The organism is Streptomyces sp. DSM 116795 (genome assembly GCF_055792905.1).
Genome location: NZ_CM147707.1, coordinates 3,185,221 through 3,201,189 on the forward strand (window position 1 = coordinate 3,185,221; position 15,969 = coordinate 3,201,189).

Here is a 15,969-nt window from a genome sequence, read left to right on the forward strand (position 1 = left end):
CTTCTTCCCCTCCCGTTTCGACGTCCTACGCAGCTGTCTCGTACGGGCCCTGGACGGAGCGTCGTGGCGGCCTGGCCTTCAAACGCGGTGTTGTCCTTGCAGGCGACCGGCGCTCTGATGCGACAGGGTGCGACGTGAGCGAACGGCGTGTGCCGCCAGGTGCGGCACGCTGCGTCGCTTGAGCCGGCCACTCCTCATGGAGACGGATGATCTCCGTGAAGTGCTCGGCGGTGAACCGGTACGCCCGGCCGACCCGAGTGGACGGGATCAGGCGGCGCCGAGCCCGGTCTTTGACCCACCATGCAGAGCAACCCAGAGCATCGGCGATTTCCTCGGGGCGGTGGAGGCGCGGCAACTCGGGCGTGTGCGGGGAGACTTCGTGGCCAGTCATCGTGCACCTCCCAGATGACGTGGGAAGGCGAAGCCAGTCAGGGCAAGGCGCGTGGGAGATCGGTGCAAGTTGATTCCTCTCTGGGCGTTCGAGTCCGGCAACTCTGGGCGTCGCTCTTGGTGTTGGTCCGCGAAAAGGCGAGCGGCACGCGTGAACCGGCTCATGAAGGGGACGACTCCTGCAGAAGGGCGACGGGTGATACGAGGAGGGCGCGTGCGATGGCGACGAGATCGTCCACATCGCAGCGCCGCTGTGCGCGTTCGATGCGGGAGACCATCGTGTTGGACGTCGGACGCCCGAGAGCGGTGACGCGTTCGGCAAGCTGGCGCTGGCGAGGCCGCGCTGCTTGCGGAGAATTTCGATTGTTCGGGCAGCCCGGATTCCCGCCGGGCCGATTCCCAAAGTTCGGGTGGCCATGCGTCTGTTGTAGCGTGCGATCCCCGGTTTGGAGAACCGGCGATCGTCGGCTATAAAGGCGCACGCCAGCTTGATCGATGGAGAACCGAATCAGACACTCAAGCTGCCGATCGAGTGCTCTCGCCCCGTCCGCACCGTGTCTGAACTGCGTCGTAGTCGTACCGTCAGTCGACGCCGATGCGCAACGACTTCACGATGTGATCCTTCTGGCTCCACCTGTGGACGGATTTTTTTGCCAACCGGGAATCGTCCCTTACAAATGACTCCAGGGACAGTGGTACTCCCGCCCGGAATCCTTTGACGGTAGGGCTACCACTGGACTTGTGCGTGTGGGTGTGGCTGTCTTGGACACCCACGAACAAAGAATCGGCCCCCGGCGTAGCAGGCCGGGAGCCGATAGTCCCCTATCAATTCGCCCTTCCGCGACGAATGGTGAGCCGTGGGTACCAGCCCATCGACCACCGATGAGGAACACTTATGGCCAATCCTACTGCCCCCGCAGTCCTAGCCGCATCCCCCATCTGCCATCTCCCGCATCCGAATGCGGGGCGGTAACCATGGCACGGATACGCACCATCAAGCCCGAAGCGTTCGCCTCTGAATCCCTCGCCGAGGTGAGCATCAGTGCCGAACGGACCTTCTTCGGTCTACTGACGCAGGCCGACGACGACGGACGCTTCCGCGACCAAGCAGCCGTCATCGCCGGGCTGTTGTGGTCCCTGCGACCCGAACACGGGCCCATGGGAGTGGAGGACGACCTCACCCAGCTCTCCGGCGCAAACCTGATCTGCCGGTACGAGGGAGACGACGGCAAGCGGTACCTGCACATCGTCACCTTCTCCCTCCATCAGAAGATCAATCGACCCAGCGGCGTCCGCCACCCCTCCTGCCCCCACCACGATGACCACCGTCCGCTGGAGCCCTCCAGGTCTCTGCAGGGAGACGGCACCCACGCCTCACTGCCCCCTCACGGAAGGCTCAGTGAGGACTCACGAGGCAGCAGCGAGGCCTCAGTGAATCGCGAATCCACAGGTCAAAGCACATACAGTGAGTCCTCCGTGAGGCCGCAGGGAGACATCACCGAGGGCTCAGTGAGTCCTCACTGTCCGGATCTTGGATCTAGGAACAGGGATCTAGGATCACCTCCGGTGGGGGGCGCGGCCCCCGCCGCCAAGACCATCTCGGCTCAGCAGCTCCTGGCCGAGTACACCGCCGCCTGTGCCCACCGCCCGCCCCGCGATGTCTTGGGGCACCTCGGCCGGGCAATACGCAAGTTGCTGGATGAGGGCTTCGACCCCGCCTACATCCGCCCCGCGCTGGAGCGCCTTCGCACCAAAGGGCTGAGCCCAGGCGTGCTGCCCAGCCTGGTCAACGAGGTCATGAACGCCACCCCGTCGACTCCGTCGCAACACCAGCCGTGGACCAACCCCGACCCCGCCGACGTCGAGGAAGCCTACGGAGGTCAGCTGTGACCACCACCCTGCAGGAATCACGCCCCGCCCGCGCCCTGGGCGAACGGCTCGGCGCGATCCTCGCCGACCGTGGCATCGACCCTGACACGGCCGTCGTCACGGCGACGCCACACTCGGCTCGAACGCCCTCACCTTGCAATACGAGGCCCCCGGGACGACGCTTCCGACAGCCTGGACCGCTCCCACCGTCGATGCCTTCTCCCACATGACCAGCGCCACCCACCACGAGCAGGACCTCACCGCCCTGGCACGGCACACAGCGATGCTTCTACTGCGGGAAATCCCCAACTCCGCCACCACAGGCCGGAAGCATCTCCTCGCGCCACTCCTCGGGGAAGCGATCCGCCTCATCCGCGACACGGCGCACCCACTGCTCAGCCCATTCGCGCCACCGCAGCCGAGTTCGGGGAGCCGCACATGATCACGCTCGGGCTCGCACTACCCCACTACGACGGACTCTTCCCCGACCCCAACACCGCTGGCAGCGCCCGAACACGCGCCGCCCTCGCCTACGCAGAACGGGCCGAAGCTGCCGGATTCCACGAGCTGTGGGTCTCCGACCACCTATGGCTCGACGCAGGCGACGGCCGCCGCAGGCGATCCCCCGACTGCTGGACCCTGCTCACGGCCCTCGCCACAGTCACCCAGCGCATCCGGCTCGGCTCGCTGGTCACCCCAGCACCGCTGCGCGAACCGGCCCTGCTGGCACACCAGATCGCCACGGCGTCGGACATCGCAGGCCCGCGAATCGACGTGGGCCTCGGAGCAGGGTGGCACGCCGCCGAATTCGAAGACGCGAACGTGCCCTTCCCGTCCAGCACTGCACGCCTCGCAGCCGTCGAGGCAACGGCCAACCTGCTTCGCACCAGCCTGGGTTACTCGGCCCCGCCGATCTGGATCGGGGGCAAACGCTCCGGCATCCTCTCCGTCGCCGGCCGGGTAGCTGACGGCTGGAATCTGGCCTGGGACCCAAGCCCCGATGACTTCACCCGACGCCTGGATACCGTGCTCAGCGCCGCAGGACAGCGAAGCCCGAACAGCCAGGCGCCGCTGCTACGGTCGGTTGGACTGACCACGGTTATTGGAAAGGACGAAGACGACCTGCTGCGACGCTGGCGGCGCCTCCAACAATGGGTACCTGCTGGCCACTTGGATGCCGTGGCCTTTGAAGCCTGGCGCAGCCGCGGCCTGATCGGCACGCCGGATGAGATCCGTTCTCGCCTCCTCACCTGGCAGCATCTCGGCGCCACTCACGTAGTGTGTGCCATGGGCATCCCCTTCGGCCTCTTCAGCGATGACCAGATCGAGATGCTGGCAGAAGCCTCAACGCAGACGGATCACCATTCGTCATGAACCAACGGGGCACTCCCAAGAACCGATTCGAGCATGGTTGATTCACCCGCCGTGCCTTGGACTGTGGGCCGCTCGTTGCCACGAGATGGGCCAGCGGACAGTAGTTGGCCTGGTCGATTCACGAACCCTGAGTCACGTTGCCCGATCGGCGGCCCCGTGAACTCTCCTCCATGGACGATCAGTTTCCGCCACCGCGCAATCGGCCAATGCACCTGGCGCGGACTGCCATTAGGGTTCTGGAACATCCTTGTGTGTGATCTCCCCGGTGTGCGGCGTCGTCCGCCTCCGGCAGTGACGGGAAGCGAAGCGCAGTGAGCACGACTACATCGGTGCACGACGTCATCAGGGCCATCCGTAACGGCTCCATTGGACAAAACCGCGAACGCGGGACTCGTTTCGAGGAGCTGATGCTCCAGTACCTCAGTACCGACCCGCAGTGGAACGAGCAGTTCAGTCGGGTATGGATGTGGGCCGATTGGCCCGGCGCAGAGCACGACAAGCGTGATACCGGTATCGACTTGGTGGCGCAGGACCGAGAGACAGGGGGATTCTGCGCGATCCAGTGCAAATTCTATGAACCGCACCACACCATCCGGAAGGAGGATATTGACTCCTTCTTCACGGCCTCCGGCAAGGGCGGCTTCACCCGTCGAATGATCATCTCCACGACTGAGAAGTGGGGGTCCAACGCCGAGGCCGCACTAGCCGACCAACAGATCCCGGTCACCCGCCTCGGTCTGTCGGACATCGCTAACAGCCCTGTCGAGTGGCACCTGCCGGCCCAGGACGCACCGTTCGAGCTGTCCCTGCAAGACAAGAAAACTCCTCGCAGGCACCAAGTCGCGGCGATCGACGATGTCTTCGCCGGCTTCGCAGGCCACAATCGAGGCAAGCTGATCATGGCTTGCGGGACAGGCAAGACCTTCACCGGCCTGAAGATCGCAGAACGACTCCAACAGGAGCGTGCACAGGCTGGGGAGGGGGAGCACACCACTGTTCTCTTCCTGGTGCCATCTATCGCTCTACTCTCTCAGACGCTGCGCGAATGGTCGTTCGAAGCAGAGGTGCCGTTGCGCTCCTTCGCTGTGTGCTCGGACACCAAGGTCGGCAAGCAGCAGACCAGGGGCGACGACGAGGACATGGCCGCCCACGACCTGGCCCTGCCCGCCACCACGGACCCCGACCAGCTGATCAAACAGACGGCCAGGGTGGAGGCGGCACCAGGGCTGACGGTGGTGTTCTCTACCTACCACTCGATCGCCGCCGTCGCTGATGCACAGAAGAAGGCACTGCCCCGCTTCGACCTCATCCTGTGCGACGAGGCACATCGCACAACCGGCGTCACACTGGTCGGCCACGACGAGTCGGCTTTCGTTCGTGTCCACAACGACGACTACCTCGGCGCGGAGCGCCGCCTCTACATGACGGCCACACCACGCATCTACAACGAGGACGCCAAGGCCGACGCGAAGAACGCTGATGCGGTCCTAGCCTCGATGGACAACGAGCAGATGTTCGGCCCCGAATTCCACCGGCTCGGCTTTGGTCAGGCTGTCGAACAGGGATTGCTCACCGACTACAAGGTCCTCATCCTCACCATTGACGAGGGCGTCGTCGCCGAGACTCTCCAGCAGGGCATTGCCGGCGGATCCTCCGAGCTCAACCTCAATGACGCGGCGAAGATCATCGGTTGCTGGAACGCCATGGCTAAGCGCACTGGCACCTTCGCCGATGGCTCCGGCTTCGCCGAGGAGGAGGCCCCCATGAAGCGGGCGGTGGCCTTCGCCCGCTCTATCGCCGACTCCAAGTCGATCGCCGCCCGCTTCAACGAGGTCGTCGACGCCTACGACGACGCTGACGACGACGTGCTGCACTGCGAGGTCGACCACGTCGACGGCACGTTCAACACCCTGCAGCGCAACAGGCTCCTGGACTGGCTCAAGCAAGACCCGGGGCAGAACCAGGCCCGCATCCTCTCCAACGCTCGTTGCCTCTCCGAGGGCGTCGACGTCCCGAGCCTGGACGCCGTCCTCTTCCTACACCCCCGCAACTCGGTGGTCGACGTCGTCCAGTCCGTCGGCCGCGTGATGCGCCTGGCCCCCGGCAAGAATTACGGCTACATCATCCTGCCCGTCGCTATCCCCGCGGGCATGTCACCGGAGGCGGCCCTCCAGAAGAACGAGCGCTTCAAGACTGTCTGGCAGGTCCTCCAGGCGCTGCGCGCCCATGACGACCGCTTCAATGCGACCGTCAACCAGATCGAACTCAACAAGAACAAGCCCGACAACAAAATCGGCATCGGCAGCATCGGGCCCAACGACGAGACGATCGGCGACCAGGACGGCTCCAGCACCGCCGACAGCGCCCAGGCCGCCAAGGACAAGGAAGCCCAGAGCGCCCAGCACATCCAGGACGCCCTCTTCTCCGTCAGCGACTGGCGGGACGCCATCTACGCTCGCATCGTCGACAAGGTCGGCGAACGCCACTACTGGGAAGACTGGGCCAAGGACATCGCCCAGATCGCCGACCGCCACGTCACTCGCATTAAGGCCGCTCTGGCGATTCCCGAGAAGCAGGCCGCCTTCCAAGAGTTCGTCGGCGAACTGCGCGCGACCATAAACCCCGGCGTCACCGACCCCGATGCCATCGACATGCTCGCCCAGCACATCGTCACCAAGCCGGTCTTCGACGCCCTGTTCAAGGACTACGGATTCGCCGAGCACAACCCCGTGTCCAAAGCCATGCAGCGGATGCTCGACATCCTTGACGACCAGGGCCTGGATGCCGAGGCCAAGACCCTGGAGGGCTTCTACAATTCGGTGAAGGTTCGTGCCGAGGGCATCGACAACCATGAGGGCCGCCAGCGCGTCATCGTTGAGCTGTACGACAAGTTCTTTAAGACCGCCCTGCCCAAAACCGCCGACTCGCTCGGCATCGTCTATACCCCCATTGAGGTCGTCGACTTCATCATCCGCGCCACCGAACAGGCCCTGGCCAAGCACCTCGGCCGCTCCCTCTCGGACGAGGGCGTCCAGATCATCGACCCCTTCGTCGGCACAGGCACCTTCCCAGTACGCCTCCTCCAGTCCGGCGTCATCAAGCCGGAAGACCTGCTGCGCAAGTACACGAGTGAGCTGCACGCCAACGAGATCGTGCTCCTCGCCTACTACATCGCCGCGGTCAACATCGAGGCCGCCTTCCATGACCTCGCCGGCGGCGACTACCAGCCCTTCGAAGGCATCGTCCTCACCGACACATTCCAGCTCGCCGAGGGCACGACGAAACTCGACGGAATGGACGTCCTAGAGGGGAATAGCGAGCGTGCCAAGAAGCAGCAGAAGCAAGGCATCACCGTAGTTGTCGGCAACCCCCCCTACTCGGTGGGGCAAGACAGTCAGAACGACGACAATCAAAACGTGAAGTACGAGGTGCTTGACGAGCGAATCCAGCAGACGTACGCCACTCTCTCGACGGCTACGAACAAGAACTCTCTGTACGACTCTTATATCCGCGCCATCCGCTGGGCCTCCGACCGAATTCAGGATGAGGGTGTCGTTGCATTCGTCTCCAACGGCGGATATATCGATGGCAACACCGCCGACGGACTACGCAAATCTCTGGTCGATGAATTCGACGCTATTTACTGCTACAACCTGCGAGGCAACCAGCGCACAGCTGGCGAACTCTCTCGGAAGGAAGGCGGCAAGATCTTCGGATCCGGCAGTCGGAACACTGTCGCGATCCTTCTTCTAGTGAAGTGTGGCAGAAACTACGGTGCGGAGGCTGGATGTGCCTTGCATTACCGCGACATCGGGGATTACCTCACCCGCGAGAACAAACTCCGCACCCTCGGCTCACAAGCCCTCGACACGGTGGATTGGAAGAAACTGGCGCCGAACGCCGAAGGAGACTGGATTAACCAGAGAGACCAGCGGTACGGCGATTTTCGAGCGTTGGGCGACAAGGTTGTGAAGGGTGGGCAGGCCGCCATCTTTGGAGGCTACTCCCCGGGACTTCAGACAAACAGGGATGCTTGGGTATATAACTACTCCGAGCAGAAACTCGGCGAAAATATGGAGTCGATGATCGACTTCTACAATACCCAGCGCACGGGCTTCCGTGATTACTGCGAGACGGAAGGTATCGCCAATCCGAAACCTTCCGATGCGGAGATGTACATCGACCGCGCCCCCCAGTGGATTAGTTGGTCGTCAAGCCTGATCTCCAAGATGGCCCAAGGCAAGGCGATCGGATACGACTCGGGCCGCATGGTCACCGGTATGTACCGGCCCTTCAATCGGCACGCGGTCTACTTCGATCGGGACTTGAACCATCGACCGGGCAAGCTGCCGCAGATGTTCCCGACTCCGGGTCATGAGAACTTTGGCTTCTACGTGACCGGCGTGGGGTCAGACAAACCCTTCTCGGTGCACGCAGTTGATCATCTTCCTGATCTGGCGTACTGGGGTTCCAGCAATGGCCAATTCTTCCCTCGCTACACCTACCGTGAACTCGGTAGTGATGAGGGCCTCTTCGCTGCCCTGGGCGAAGAGGTGGGCTATGAGCACGTGGACAACATCACCGACGCTGCGCTCCGGGACTACCGGGAAACGTACGGAGACCCGGAGATCACCAGGGACGACCTCTTCTTCTACTGCTACGGCCTGCTTCACTCCCTCGACTTCCGCACAGCCTTCGCCGCTGACCTAAAGAAGTCCCTGCCTCGCATCCCCAAGGTGCGCGACTTCCGTGGCTTCGCCCAGGCTGGTCGCAAGCTCGCCGACCTGCACATCAATTACGAGCAAGCCGAGCCCTATGCAGGCATCGTCGAGACCGTATCCGGTGACGCAGCCGGTACCCCGCAGCGTGAGCTCTACCGAGTCTCGAAAATGAGAATCCCCAAGGTGAAGGGGCAGCAGGACCGTTCGACGATCATCTACAACCACCGCGTGACTCTCTCCAACATCCCGGAGGAGGCGTACAGCTACCAGCTCGGAGCCCGCTCCGCGATCGAGTGGATCGTCGACCGGTACCAGGTCAAGGTCGACAAGGCATCGGAAATTACCAACGATCCCAATGACTGGTCCGACGACCCGCGCTACATCATCGACCTCCTCAAGCGGATCGTGACGGTAAGCGTAAAGACGGTAAAGATTATCGACTCGCTCCCGGCCTTGGACATCCTCGAGTAGCTGCGTAGCCAAGCTAACCCATCGCAACTAGAGCTGAGTACCGTCAAGTAGCAGGAGTTCTATGCTTGGCGGTATGCTTCAGCTACTTCGGGATATGGACGAAGTAGAGGTGCGACAGTGGTACGGAGCAGCTTCGCATCAGCGACTGGGAGCGTGAGGACAGCCCTGCGCATGCGTACGCTCCATGCCCTAGGGTCGGGGAATACCTCTAGCTGCGGCACAAGGTCGCTAAGCACTAGCCCTTCACGCCAGTCGGCCAGAGTCTGAATGTCGAGGGCGCATCCCTCAGGGAAGACACGTTCACCGAGATGCAGCGGCTCAGGCAACACGTGAACCGGACTCGAGACGGTTGCGAGCCCCATCAGGCGCCCGCGGTCGCGAGTTGGGTTGCCGAAGCACCCGCGGGTCGTATAGAGGAAGACTTCGTCGCCTTCCTTGACGGACTGGGCGAGTCTGGAGCGGCCAGCGGGGAAGGCCATCTTCTGCTCGGTTACCACCCAGCTCAATGCACCGTGGTCACTGATGATCATGAGGTGTGTATTGGGCATGCGCCGACGATACTGGCCTTGGAGGCCCCTCCAACTTGCCCGATCGCGCCCCTCACGACGCGGTGGAGGGACAGGAGCCTGACTGAGTAAGGCTCGCAGATCACCGCCGCTGTCACGAGCCAGCCTGGGGGCCATGCAGGTCGCGGATGGACTGCGCGCCACCGAACAGGGGTCTGCTGCACGATCGGGTGACATCTTGACCTGCCCCACGTCCGGGGTTCCAGCTCTGGTGGCTATCTGACAGTCCTTCACGAAAGGCTGGCAGTCATGCCTCGTCCCTATCCGCCGGAGTTCCGGGCGCGTGCCATCGCGCTGGTCCGTGCCGGCAAGCAGGCCAAGCAGACCGCGGTCGAGCTCGGCATCCATCCCGTCACGTTGTCGAAGGGTTGCGGCAGGACGACATCGACAATGGGCGGCGACCGGGAACGCCGTCGAGTGAGTCTGCACAGTTGCGGGCTGCTCGTCGGCGGATCCGTGAGCTGGAAACTGAGTTGGGGATCGTCCGGCAGGCGGCGAAGTTCCTGGGCGAGGACGAGCCGCGCCCAAAAGGCTCTACCCGGTGATCGACCAACTCGTCGATGCCGGGGCTCCCCTCGACAGGTGCTGCCGCATTCTCGGGGTCGCGCGGCAGTCCTACTACAAGCACAAGCGCACACCCAGCACGCCCAGGCAGCTGCGCCGCGAGTGGCTGGCGGGCCTCATCCGCGAGGTCCACGTCGCCTCCCGAGGCACCTACGGCTACCGCAGGATCCACGCCGAGCTCACCATGGCCATGGGCATCCAGGTGTGCCAGCGGACCGTCTCGGTCCTGATGACGCAGACCGGGATCCACGGGCTGCCCGGGCCCACCCGGGCCAGACGTCTGCGTGGCGTCGCCACGGCCGAGGACCTGGTCAATCGCAAGTTCCACCGGATCCGGCCAGGCGAACTGTGGGTCACCGACATCACCCAGCACCGGACCCGGGAAGGGTGGCTCTACTGCGCCGCGGTCCTCGACGCCTACAGCCGCAGAATCGTCGGCTGGTCCATCGACTCCCGCCAGGACTCCACGCTCGTGGTCAACGCCCTCGACATGGCCATCCGCAACCGCCGACCCGAACCCGGCGGCATCGTCCACGCCGACCACGGCACGCAATTCACCTCCTGGGTCTTCGGCGACAAGGTCCGCTCCGCCGGCCTCCTGCCCTCCTTCGGTACGGTCGGCGACGGACTGGACAACGCGATGATGGAGAGCTTCTGGTCCTCGATGCAGATCGAGCTACTCAACCGCAGGCGATGGAAGACCAGAGTCGAACTGGCCAACGCGATCTTCGAGTACATCGAGATCTTCCACAACCGCCAGAGACGACACTCAGCACTCGGCTACCGCACCCCCACCGAGTACGAACTACTCTCCGACAACGACACCCTCCCGGCTGCCAGTTAGCCACCGAGACCGGAGCCCAAACGGTGGGGCAGGTCAACCTGTCACCCAAACCTGCAACAGACCCATGTTGCTGTGGTGGTTGATCACCGCCATGAGCCGGTGACTGGCACGGCGGCGACACCGAGGGATCCCGGGGCTGCTCGACCAGCCAGCCTCGAAGTGATCACTTCCGGAAAGACGATGGCTTCTCAGGTGCTCGCCTGGAGGTCGGATCCCACCTTGTGTGACGCAGGATCCTTAGCGTCTTGCTGTCTCCCGGAGGGGGTGCAGGCCACCGACCACCCGCGGACATACAAGGGGTGTTAACAGAAAACACTCATGCGCAATCGATGACAGGAGCCTCCACCTCGGTAAAGATGCAGTTCAGCATCAGATCTACCAGCTGAGATCTCAGTTGCATGCGCGGTGTTGCGCTCCGCAATGGTGATGCGCAGTGTGCTGCGCACTTGTTCACTTCGGCTTGACTGCCTACCGTCGTGGCCATGAACACCGCAGATCCACTTCTCACCGGCGCCGATGTCGCGCGGCTTGCGGGCGTGAGACGCCCGGCTGTTAGCAATTGGCAACATCGCCATCAGGACTTCCCCCCAGCCATCCACTCGGGAGGCATGGAATGCTTCCCCCTTAGCCAGGTCATGGCGTTCCTCGACGGCCGCGCGATCCCGCCCAGGTTCCTGGCTGACGGGGAACAGCACGGAACCACCTACGGAGACAGGGCGCGCCGCAGTCGGGAGGCCGCCGGTTTGCGGCGGCATAACGCGGTCCCCTCGGCTCCAGGCACGCGGAAGGCGCAGGATTCCGGGCGGACCGTCGCTGAACTCATAGGACCGGTGTCGGAGAGGATTCAGGGCGACGGTGGCGCTCAGACGGACTATGTGACACTGCTCGCGTCCGTCGCCGTCCTCCGGGCGTGCAGACCGGCTCGGTGGGGCGGACTGTTGCGCGCCGCCGCGCCGCGGCAGAGCCCGGATGAGGCCCGACGGCTGCTCAAGCGCGTTGGAGACGCTGCTGATGACGCGTTGCGAGGCTTTGGGATCCTGCCGGGAGTCGGGCGCTCCCTCGACCGGCTCCGGCCCAGCTCGTACGCGGACGTCCAGCAGGTCATCCGCCTTGCCGGCGAGCTGGGGGCCGATGACTTCCCGTTGCTGCTCGAGCACTTCGAGGAGCAGGCTGGGCTGAAGAGCGGTGAGTTCTTCACTCCGCGTGCTGTGGCCCGCATGATGGCCGAGCTGCTGGTGTGCGAGGGGGGCGAGCGGCTCACAATCTGCGATCCGTATCTGAGGGGCGGCGAACTGCTCGCGGCCGCAGTCGAGTCGGTGCGCGATGTTGGAGGGTCCACCGCTTCGTTGACCGTGCGCGGTACCGGCTCGCATGAGGACACCCTGCGGCTCGCCGGCATGCACCTCCTGTTGAACGGCGTGCAGGCACGACTCGAGACGGGCGGCGCCGCACCATGGAACGAGCTGGACCAGCCGTCGGCGACCGCGGACCGGATCCTTCTCAATCCTCCCTTCAGTGCGGACGCATCCTCCCCGCGGGACAGCTCGCCGGGGCAGTGGCCCTACGGTCAACCACCCCCGGGGAGCGGATACTTCGCCTGGGTCCAGCACGTGCTCGGCAGGCTCGGTCCTGGAGGACGCGCTGCCATGCTGATGCCCAACAATGCGCTCTCCTCTGCCAGTTGGCAGGAGCGTGACATCCGGCGGAACCTGGTGGAGCAGGGGGTCTTGGAGTGTGTCATCGCGCTTCCGGCGAAGCTGTTCCGCGGTACGACCATCCCGGTGTCCGTGTGGCTCCTCAGGAAGACGCCGAGTCCGCGCCCGGAGGTCCTGTTCGTCGACGCGCGTCGAACAGGAGTCATGGATTCGCGCACCCGGCGTGTACTCACCGAGGAGGACACGTCGGCGATCGTGCAATCCGTGGGGGCCTGGCACACAGACCAGGAGTACTCCCCTCCGCCCCCGGAAACCTCCGTCCTCTCCGCGACGGCTGAGGCGACCGATATCGGTGAGCGGGACTACTCGCTCAATCCGGCCGACTACGTGGTGCAAACGGCGTCTGCCGGGCGCGACGCCGACGAGTTGGAAGCGGAGTACGGGCAGCGCGACCTGATGCTGCGTCGTGCACAGCACCTCATGCTCGAGGCGGACCGGCAGGTAGCGAATGTGCAGCGGGAGCAGGGGTTCGTGCACTCCGTGAACGGTGCTGTCGGGAGTAATCAGTGGGAGGAGCGGCCGCTGGGCGAACTCTGCGATATCCAGGCAGGTCCCTCCCCCTCTCTCATTAAGCGAGCCCGTTCGGAGGACGGCGACGTGCCCGTGGTGCAGCCGAAGCTTCTGCGGGACCGCCGAGTCGTCGCGCCGGGTCAAGTGATGGTGCTGCGCAAGCATGCCGAGCGCACCCTGCGGGCGTACCGGGTCGTCGCTGGCGACATCCTGTGTGTGCGCACGGGCACGACGGGTCCCTCAGCGCTGGTGGAGCCCGCGCAGCACGGCTGGATTCTTGGCAGCAACCTGCTCCGCATCCGTCCGTCGGAGCATCCGGAGCAAGAGGTCCTACCGGAGTACCTGCTGGCTTTCCTTTCCCTGCCGGCTGTCGAGGAATGGATCCGGAACCGCTCCACGGCCACCACCTCTATCGGGTCCATCAGCGCCGCTGCGCTTGGCCGGCTTCCGGTGCCGCTCCCGGCGGTGGACGAACAGGTCCGTATCGGGGGCCAGTTCAGGGCGTACGACCAGCAGATCATCGCGCACCGCGAGTTCGCCGAGGCTGCCGAGCATTCGCGGACGGCGCTCGCCGAGTGCGTCCTGCAGAGGGCGGCGTCCGTGGTGCAGCCGGGGACAGCGAGGAAGGAGCAGGGAGATTGAGCACGGAACCGTCTCAGGATTCCTCGAGTGCCCGGTCTGCTTGGTTGCTGGCAGCGCTCTTCTGCTCCCTCGCCATCGCGCTGGCGACGGGCATCGTGATGAGCTGGGGAGGGGACAGGCCCGTCGAGGCCGCCAAGACGGGGGGAGCAGCGTTCGTCGCCTCCATGACCGTTTGGCTGACCGTCTTGAAGGAGCGCGGACGGCTCTAGATGGTGATGCGAGCCTTCCGCGGCGACAAGTACGGGCCAAACCGTGGAGCTCCACGGTTTGGCCGTCGCCGAGAGGCCGAGGGACCCCGCTAAACCCGCCGGTGAGAGGGCGCCGATGCGTGAGCGATGCGTGAGCGGACGGTGCGTCACCATCCGGATCGGGTGCCCCTGGGCGGTGATCCGCAGGGCGAACATTGGGGAGGGTGTGTTGCGACTACGGATGCGGCTGCACGTCAGGAGAGCACAGACACACAGAATCCGCAGCCCAGCCGTAACGCGCGCCGTGCCAACCCGGCGGCGCGCATGTCCTCACGCGACGAGGGGTGTTCGGCGCAGAGAGGCGTCTTCGGCAGGGCTCTTGCCCGCCGTGTTCACCGGGCACGTGCGCAGGGGACGTGCCCCGCCGTCGGCGGGCGTCAGCCGTACCTGCTTGCCAGGTATGCGCAGGGGCTTCGCTGCCTTCACGTTCCACAGGACAGCGTCTCCGTCAACGACACCGAAGGAGAGGTACGGACGACTCGAGTTCAACACCCCACCCTTCTCGTTGAGTTCGCGCTGCGGCACGGTCGGCGTCACGCAGGTCCACTCCGGCTTCACCCCGAAGTACCCGGGCGCGACTGTTCGTTGTGCGGCAGCGCGCTTCACGGCGGCCGAAGCCTGCGCCGGGGAGTCGAGTGTGTAGTTGAACGCCTGCAGCGCTGCAAGCACCGCGATGGCTGTCACGCACAGCAGGTTGAGAACGCCAAAGCCGGCGTACGTAGTGGAAGTACCTCAGAAGGCCCCAGCCCGCGCCGACGCCCAGGAGCGCCAGGAGCAGTGGCCACAGCAGCTCGACAGCCGCGGCGAGCTGCCAGATTGTGCTGACAGCGGTCTCTGCCGGAGTAAGTGACAGTTCGTCGGCATACATGTCGTGCAGGAGCGTTCGCGTGACGGGCAGTGCAGACACGACGAAAGTAGCCAGCACAGGGAACGCGCCGACAAGCAGTGCCTGCCAGCGCCAGCGCTGGACCAGCAGGATGAGCCCGGCGATGTAGTAGGCGGACAGACCCAATACGAGGGCGTGGCTTCGGGAGTACCCCCCGGTCAGCCCCGGGGCGCCGACGGTGCTGGCGAGCACCGGCAAGGTGATGATCGCGGCAACGAGCACCGTCTCGGTGCGCGTGCGGCCAAGCGGCAGCGCCAGCACGCGCCACCAGCCGATCGCAATGCAGCCGAGAGCCAGTGCGCCAAACAGCACCATGCCCGCCGCAGGTGCTTCACGGGCGACGCACAGCAGGAGGCCGGCCGCGATCAGCGTGGCGGCGAAAACCGTCGCGGTCCGGTTGGTGAGGTTCTCCCCGTGCAGAGGCGTGCCGGGGCGGCCAAGTCCGTCCAGCGGACGGACGTCGACATCGGTGCGAGGACCGTCGGGCGACAGTTCCCGCGCGGTGTGTAGCGCGGCTTCCTTACTGCCGTGCACGCGCTCGCCGTCCAGGTCGTACAGACCGAGACCCACCGCTGCTCGGTACAGCGCTCCGCGTGTCCACCACAGCGGGCGGGACCAGCGCGAGGCGTTGACCGGCGGCAAGGTGCGACTCCGGTGTCGCGTGGAGTAGACGCGCCAGGTGGGCTGCACGGTCCGGTCGCTTTCAAGGCGCCAGAACCGCCTGTCATAGAGGATGACATCGGCCTTCCGGCCGGCGTCTGCCACCTTCGAGGCAGCCTCCTTGTCAGCACGCCAGCGCGAGCCCGGAACCGATATGTCCACCCAGCGGAAGCGTGCGTCCCGAGGTGCCCCGTGTGCACGCCGTGCGATGTGCCGCTCGCGCCGCGTCGGCTCGTGGACCCGCCAACCGCGGCGGGCAAACTCATCCTCGGCTCTCGTCCAGCAATCCTGCCCGCCCCGGATCTCCACGAGCGTGTGTATGGTGGTCACCCCAGGCGCGGCGCCTCCGAACAACATGGCCGTTCTCCTGTCGATGTCCTGCACAGTTCCTTGCGGTGAAAGGGCATTGGAGCACCGACCTCTGACATCCGCGCCGCGCCAGGCGTGTTGACTGGAGATGGGGCTGGCCAAACCCCCGATGCTGACTCCTCACATTCGCGACGGCACCT

9 protein-coding genes and 2 pseudogenes are annotated in these 15,969 nt (G+C 64.8%); 7 read left to right on the forward strand and 4 right to left on the reverse strand.

Features of this window, described 5'->3' with window-relative positions; genetic code table 11:
• Positions 1-25: 25 nt before the first annotated feature.
• Entirely contained in the window at positions 26-391 is a 366-nt protein-coding gene (locus ACSMXX_RS13660) for a DNA-binding protein (RefSeq protein WP_473184292.1), read from the reverse strand.
• Positions 392-551: 160 nt separating this feature from the next.
• Positions 552-808 (reverse strand): annotated as a pseudogene (locus ACSMXX_RS13665) (helix-turn-helix domain-containing protein).
• A 557-nt stretch (positions 809-1,365) separates the two neighbouring features.
• On the opposite strand from ACSMXX_RS13665, the gene ACSMXX_RS13670 reads away from it, so the two are divergent.
• The 7 genes and pseudogenes from ACSMXX_RS13670 to ACSMXX_RS13700 all read left to right on the forward strand — a co-directional run bounded on the left by ACSMXX_RS13670 (position 1,366) and on the right by ACSMXX_RS13700 (position 13,875).
• The gene (locus tag ACSMXX_RS13670; protein ID WP_473184293.1) at positions 1,366-2,280 is read left to right on the forward strand and encodes a hypothetical protein; all 915 of its coding nucleotides are present in this window, start codon (positions 1,366-1,368) and stop codon (positions 2,278-2,280) included.
• Positions 2,281-2,485: 205 nt separating this feature from the next.
• Positions 2,486-2,701, forward strand: a complete 216-nt coding sequence (locus ACSMXX_RS13675) for a hypothetical protein (RefSeq protein WP_473184294.1) — start codon at positions 2,486-2,488, stop codon at positions 2,699-2,701.
• Positions 2,698-3,633 (forward strand): LLM class flavin-dependent oxidoreductase, encoded by a 936-nt coding sequence (locus tag ACSMXX_RS13680; protein WP_473184295.1) that lies wholly within the window; start codon positions 2,698-2,700, stop codon positions 3,631-3,633. Before ACSMXX_RS13675 ends, ACSMXX_RS13680 begins: the two co-directional genes overlap by 4 nt.
• Positions 3,634-3,962: 329 nt before the next feature.
• The gene (locus tag ACSMXX_RS13685) at positions 3,963-8,825 is read left to right on the forward strand and encodes a DEAD/DEAH box helicase (RefSeq protein ID WP_473184296.1); all 4,863 of its coding nucleotides are present in this window, start codon (positions 3,963-3,965) and stop codon (positions 8,823-8,825) included.
• A gap of 815 nt (positions 8,826-9,640) precedes the next feature.
• Positions 9,641-10,799 (forward strand): annotated as a pseudogene (locus tag ACSMXX_RS13690) (IS3 family transposase).
• Between the two features lie 482 nt (positions 10,800-11,281).
• A complete protein-coding gene (locus ACSMXX_RS13695) occupies positions 11,282-13,666 on the forward strand; it encodes an N-6 DNA methylase (RefSeq protein ID WP_473184297.1) in 2,385 nt (794 codons plus the stop codon).
• Positions 13,667-13,710: 44 nt separating this feature from the next.
• Positions 13,711-13,875 carry a hypothetical protein gene (locus tag ACSMXX_RS13700; protein WP_169138353.1) on the forward strand — a complete coding sequence of 55 codons (165 nt, stop codon included), beginning with the start codon at positions 13,711-13,713 and terminating at the stop codon, positions 13,873-13,875.
• A gap of 309 nt (positions 13,876-14,184) precedes the next feature.
• Here the strand turns inward: ACSMXX_RS13700 and ACSMXX_RS13705 are convergent, their stop codons facing one another.
• Positions 14,185-14,340 carry a hypothetical protein gene (locus ACSMXX_RS13705; protein WP_473184298.1) on the reverse strand — a complete coding sequence of 52 codons (156 nt, stop codon included), beginning with the start codon at positions 14,338-14,340 and terminating at the stop codon, positions 14,185-14,187.
• A gap of 22 nt (positions 14,341-14,362) precedes the next feature.
• A complete protein-coding gene (locus tag ACSMXX_RS13710; protein ID WP_473184299.1) occupies positions 14,363-15,844 on the reverse strand; it encodes a hypothetical protein in 1,482 nt (493 codons plus the stop codon).
• Between the last annotated feature and the right edge of the window lie 125 nt (positions 15,845-15,969).

Excerpts from the sequence above, each read along its gene's own strand:
- ACSMXX_RS13670 (WP_473184293.1), top strand. The coding sequence starts at position 1,366 with ATGGCACGGATACGCACCATCAAGCCCGAAGCGTTCGCCTCTGAATCC.
- ACSMXX_RS13695 (WP_473184297.1), top strand. The coding sequence starts at position 11,282 with ATGAACACCGCAGATCCACTTCTCACCGGCGCCGATGTCGCGCGGCTT.
- ACSMXX_RS13680 (WP_473184295.1), top strand. The coding sequence starts at position 2,698 with ATGATCACGCTCGGGCTCGCACTACCCCACTACGACGGACTCTTCCCC.
- ACSMXX_RS13660 (WP_473184292.1), bottom strand. The coding sequence starts at position 391 with ATGACTGGCCACGAAGTCTCCCCGCACACGCCCGAGTTGCCGCGCCTC.
- ACSMXX_RS13675 (WP_473184294.1), top strand. The coding sequence starts at position 2,486 with ATGACCAGCGCCACCCACCACGAGCAGGACCTCACCGCCCTGGCACGG.